Annotated in this window: 5 protein-coding genes; 2 read left to right on the top strand and 3 right to left on the bottom strand. The window is 73.8% G+C overall.

Annotation, left to right across the window (positions count from 1 at the left end):
• The 3 genes from C1A33_RS20250 to C1A33_RS20240 form a co-directional block, all read right to left on the bottom strand.
• Nucleotides 1-863, bottom strand: an 863-nt coding sequence (locus C1A33_RS20250) for an alpha/beta hydrolase (protein ID WP_101833012.1), incomplete at its 3' end; no start/stop codon positions are given.
• A 216-nt stretch (nucleotides 864-1,079) separates the two neighbouring features.
• Nucleotides 1,080-1,904, bottom strand: coding sequence for a mycofactocin-coupled SDR family oxidoreductase (locus C1A33_RS20245; RefSeq protein ID WP_101833011.1), 825 nt, complete (start codon nucleotides 1,902-1,904; stop codon nucleotides 1,080-1,082).
• 48 nt (nucleotides 1,905-1,952) lie between these two features.
• Complete coding sequence (locus tag C1A33_RS20240; RefSeq protein ID WP_133150750.1) at nucleotides 1,953-3,101, bottom strand: beta-propeller fold lactonase family protein; 1,149 nt, start codon at nucleotides 3,099-3,101, stop codon at nucleotides 1,953-1,955.
• 523 nt (nucleotides 3,102-3,624) lie between these two features.
• Here C1A33_RS20240 and C1A33_RS20235 point away from each other — a divergent pair.
• Together C1A33_RS20235 and C1A33_RS20230 are read left to right on the top strand one after the other, a co-directional pair.
• Nucleotides 3,625-4,392 carry a VOC family protein gene (locus tag C1A33_RS20235; protein WP_101833013.1) on the top strand — a complete coding sequence of 256 codons (768 nt, stop codon included), beginning with the start codon at nucleotides 3,625-3,627 and terminating at the stop codon, nucleotides 4,390-4,392.
• A 105-nt stretch (nucleotides 4,393-4,497) separates the two neighbouring features.
• Nucleotides 4,498-4,905, top strand: a 408-nt coding sequence (locus C1A33_RS20230) for an LLM class flavin-dependent oxidoreductase (RefSeq protein ID WP_133150749.1), incomplete at its 3' end; no start/stop codon positions are given.

Genomic DNA, 4,905 nt, shown 5'->3' with positions numbered 1-4,905 from the left:
GGACGGGCGGGGGGCCGGGCGCGCAGCCGGCAGCGTTCGGCGAAGGCGAGGGCGGCCAGGTGGTAGCCGCGGGCCGCCCAGCCGAGGCTGATGTTGTGGCCGGCGCCGGCCAGGCCGACGGTCTCGACGACCGGCGCGCTGGAGAAGGCCCGGGCGATCTCGGCGAGTTCCTCCTCGCCGTGCGTCCACCATCGCTCGTGCTCGGCCAGCGTGAGCCGCACCGGCGTGCGGACCTGGCTGGCCAGCCCCGGGAACACCGCCGACCAGGTCGGCGCCTCCCGCTGCTCGGCCGCCGGGATCGGCTCGACCACGCCGCGCAGGGTGCTGAACGTCCCCTGCGGGTAGAGCTCGAGCGGCCCCCAGAACAGATCGATGCTCTGGGCGCGGGTCGGCTGCGGCGCGTCCGGATCGGTGCTGTGGTGACGGCCGGGCTGGTAGCGGCGCCCCACTCCGGAGCCGTCGACGCCGAGCAGCTCGCCGCCGCGGGGATGCGCGGCGAGGTGCAGGCCGAGCTTGAACCCGTACGAGTGGCCGAGGACGAACAGGCCGGCCCCGATCTCGTGCGCCGCGGCGAACCCGTCGAGCGCCGAGAAGACGATCTCGGTCTGGGCGGCGAGGCTCACGTCGGCGTCGGGCAGGCCGGCCGAGGCACGGTAGCCGGGCCGGTCCAGCGCCAGCACGTTCCAGCCGGCGTCGGCCCCGAACGTCAGCAGCGACAGCTCCGGCACCGCCTCGCCGTGGAAGTACCGGGCGTTCATACCCCCGCCGTGCAGCGCGACGATCGTGCCCCGCGGCGGTCCCGACGCCATCGCCAGCAGCCCTGACAGCTCGCACCGGTCCGCCGCCAGCTGGACCGGTCGCACCCGCGCCGCCGACGGGGAGGACGCCGAGGGCAACGGGGCAGACACGGAGGGCAACGGGACAGGCTGCGACGGCGGCACTGGGCATCCTCCCTGGCGGGCACACGGCGGCGCCGTCGCCGAACCGGAACACCCATGTCCGGCTTTCCCACCGTAGCGCGCCACCGACGCCCGGTGCGCCGCCCAGCGGCCCACCGGCCACCCGGCGGCGCGGCCACGTCACATCAGCTGGTTGCCCGCCCCGATCTGCAGCGCCGTCCCGGTCATGAACCGGGCCTCGTCGCTGGCCAGGTAGGCCACGGTGGCGGCCACGTCCTCGGGCTCCTGGGTGCCCTCGGGCAGGGCGCTCGCGGTGACCTGCCCGAACATCCACAGGTCGTGGTCGTCCAGGCCGATGGCCTTCAGCGCCTCGGGGGACGGCGGGCGGCCCATGACCGTGCGCACCCCGTTGGGGTGGATCGTGTTGACCCGGATGTTGTACCGGGCGACCTCGACCGCGAGCGTGCGGCACAGCCCGACCAGGCCGTGCTTGGCCGCGCCGTAGCCCCCCGACATGGGATAGCCGCGGTAGCCCGCCGCGGAGCTGGTGAGGATGATCGAACCGCCGTTGCCGGCGGCGATCATGTGCGGGACGGAGGCGCGCAGCGTCTTCCACACGCCCGTCAGGTTGACGTCGACGCAGACGTCCCACTGGGCCTCGGTCAGCTCCCAGAGCCGTCCGCCGGCCATGACGCCCGCGTTCGCGACGACCACGTCCAGCCGGCCGAACCGCTCGACCCCCTCGTCGACCGCCCGCGCCACCGCGGCGAGGTCGCGCACGTCGGCCCGGGCCGTCACCACCCGCCGGCCGGTCTCCTCGACCAGCCGACCCGTCTCGGCGAGCTCCTCGGGCGTCGCGGGCCGCGGGTGCGCGCCCTCGACCGGGCCGGCCACGTCGATCGCGATGATGTCGGCGCCCTCCCGCGCGAGCCGCACGCAGTGCGCCCGGCCCTGCCCGCGCGCCGCCCCCGTCACGAACGCCACCCTGCCGTCCAGCCGACCCACTGTCCGCGTCCTCCTCGCCTCGAATCCGTGGTCAGCGTACGGAATGTGTCAGCCGCGGGCCGGGGTCCGCCTGGCCGCGATGCCCACCACGCCCGGGAACTCACCGACACCCCGGATACGGGTGATCAGCCTGCGCGTCGCGACGTCGTAGATGGTGAGGTTGCCGGGTCCGGGATGCCAGGAGCCGGTGGCCGAGTCGATGACGGCCCTGAAACCGTCGGCCCGCACGGTGTTCGGCCCGCCTTCTCCGACGAACGCCCTGGTGCCGTCCGGCGAGAACGAGACGGTCATCCCCATGCCCTCGGTCGGCAGCGTCTGGATGAGCTCGTTCGTGGCGGTGGAGAAGACGCCGACGCCGCCACCGGCGTAGACCTCCCACTGGGTCTTCCCGTCCGGCGCGACCGCGTTGTACTGCGGTGCGCTCCCGGGTGGCGTGGGAATGTTGACGACCAGCCTGTTCGTCGCCGTGTCGAGCACCGAGACGCCGGTGGGCAGGTTGGCCGTGTAGAGGCGCCGTCCGTCCGGGCTGAGCGCGAGCCACCCGGGAATGGCGCCGATCCTGACCGGCTCGCCCAGCACGTGACCGGTGGCGGCGTCGAGCGTCATGACGGTGCCGAGGGTCGCGACGTACACCTTCCTCCCGTCGGGGCTGACCACCGAGGCGACCGGCTTCTGCGGCGTCGGGCAGGTCGCGACCACCCGATCGGTCCGGGTGTCGATCCTGAGCACCTTGCCGGGGCCGGCCTCGACGGTGCCGCTGGGCAGGAACGTCTCGTACAGGTAGGTGCCGCTCGGGTCGAGGGAGCCGAGGACCCGGCCGCCGACCTCGATCGTCCGCGCGATGCGCCGGGTGCACGCGTCGACGACGACGATGTCGCGCCCGCCCCAGTTGTCGATGTACACCTTGCGCCCGTCCGGCGTGACGTAGGTGTTCGACGGCTGGCTGAGCCCCTCGATCCGGCCGACGAGCCGGCCGGTGGCGGTGTCGACGATCTGCTCGATGTTGCTGGACGAGGCCGAGAAGTAGCCCAGCGCGCCGGGCGCGCGCACCGCCGGGCAGGCCGGCGTGGCCGCCGCCGCGGGCGAGGCGGCACCGGACGACGAGCCGCCGGAACCGTCCGCGCCACAGCCGGCGAGCATCGCGACCGCCAGGGCCCCGACCGTCGCGACCGCCACCGCGCGCACCCGTAACCGCATGGACATCACCCCTGGGAATCGACAGACGAAGAGGCGCCGCAGATTTGACGAAGAGGCGCCACGGATCCATGGACAGTGGCGGCCGACAGGACGTCAGGCTCGCGTCCAGTCCCGGAAACACTGCATGGAGAACATGTGCACGGACGGCGCCGCGCACCATTCCGAATGGGCACGTGACCACCCTCGACAGCTATCGCCGAGTTTTTGTACGGTCACTCGATCGTATCGCTGACGGCCGCCACCCAGGCCTTTCTTTCACCCCCCTACGGCGCATTCGGACTGTAGCGAGGAACAGGATATTCGTCCCGGGGAGAAGAGCTGTCAACAAATACCCGGCGGTACCCGCGGCCGCATGGCCCTTACAGGCGGCCAGACCACTGGCTCGGCGGGGTGCCGGCGGGGCGGTTCACCGCCGCGACGGCCAGGCTTCACCGCGCTGGGCCCCGAAAGTGTCGGTGGTCGGGTCTAGCGTGCCGGGCATCGGGCGGACGACGGCGTCCGTCCTCGACGAAGGGTGGCCGTGATGGCCGAGTTCACCTCCTACGAGCCCGGCACGCCGTGCTGGGTCGACCTGGGCAGCCCCGACCTCGACGCCTCCCGCGCCTTCTACGGCACCCTGTTCGGCTGGGAGGCGCAGGTCTCGCCGGATCCCGCGGCCGGCGGGTACACGATCCTCACCCTGCGGGGCAGGGCGGTGGCCGGCCTCGGGCCGCTGTTCGGCGAGGGGCAGCGGCCGAGCTGGAGCACCTACGTGCGGGTGGCGGACGCCGACGCGACGGCCGAGGCGGTGCGCGCCGCCGGCGGCTCCGTCCTCGCCCCGCCCATGGACGTGTTCGACATGGGCCGGATGGCCGTGTTCGGGGACTCCGGCGGCGCGGCGGTCTCCGTCTGGCAGCCGGGGACGTTCGCGGGCGCCGAGCTCGCGAACGAGCCCGGCTCCTTCAGCTGGAACGAGCTGGACACGCGCGACCTGGCCGCGGCCCGGGCCTTCTATCCCGCCGTGTTCGGCTGGACGCTCGACGAGGCGGCGCAGGCCGGCCCCATGGAGTACTACACGTGGCAGGTCGCGGGCCGGCCGGTCGCCGGCATGATGCCGATGCCGCCGACCGTGCCGGCCGACACGCCGTCGCTGTGGCTGGCCTACTTCGCCGTCGCCGACACCGACGCCGCTCTGGCGCGCATCACCGAGCTCGGCGGCGCCACGCTGACCGGCCCGGTGGACATCCCCGCCGGCCGGTTCGCCGTCGTCGCGGGGCCGCACGGCGAGGCCTTCGCGATCATCGCGCAGTAGGCGCGGCGGCGGGCCGTTCCACCCCGATCATCGACGCCGGCGCCCGCCGCCGTCGCGCGGGCCCGCGACCGCGGGCCCGCGCAGGCCTCCCGACCAGCCGAACCTGTGGCGACGCTGCCGTGGCAGCATGAGCCAGGGCCGCCGACGCATCCCCCGCCGAGCGCGCCCGCCGCCGCCCGCCTCTCGCACGAGGAGTTCGCCAGCATGGAGATCGGCCGAATCGGTATCTGGTCGATGGACCTGGAGCGCCAGCCGCTGGCCGCCGCCCGCCAGGCCGTCGCCGAGCTCGATGACCTCGGATTTCCCGCACTGTGGATCCCCGAGGCGATGGGCAAGGAGGTCATGAGCCACGCGGCCCTGCTGCTGACCGCGTCCAGCCGGATCATCGTCGCCACGGGCATCGCGAACCTGTGGGTGCGCGACGCCACCGCGATGGCCAACGCGCAGCGGACCCTCACCGAGGGCTTCCCGGAGCGCTTCCTGCTCGGCATCGGAGTGAGCCACGCCCCGGCC

Origin of the sequence: Frankia canadensis, from assembly GCF_900197875.1 — a bacterium.
GTDB lineage: Bacteria > Actinomycetota > Actinomycetes > Frankiales > Frankiaceae > Frankia > Frankia canadensis.
Note: the sequence above shows the minus strand (reverse complement) of the source record. Positions and strands in the feature narration are given on the sequence as shown.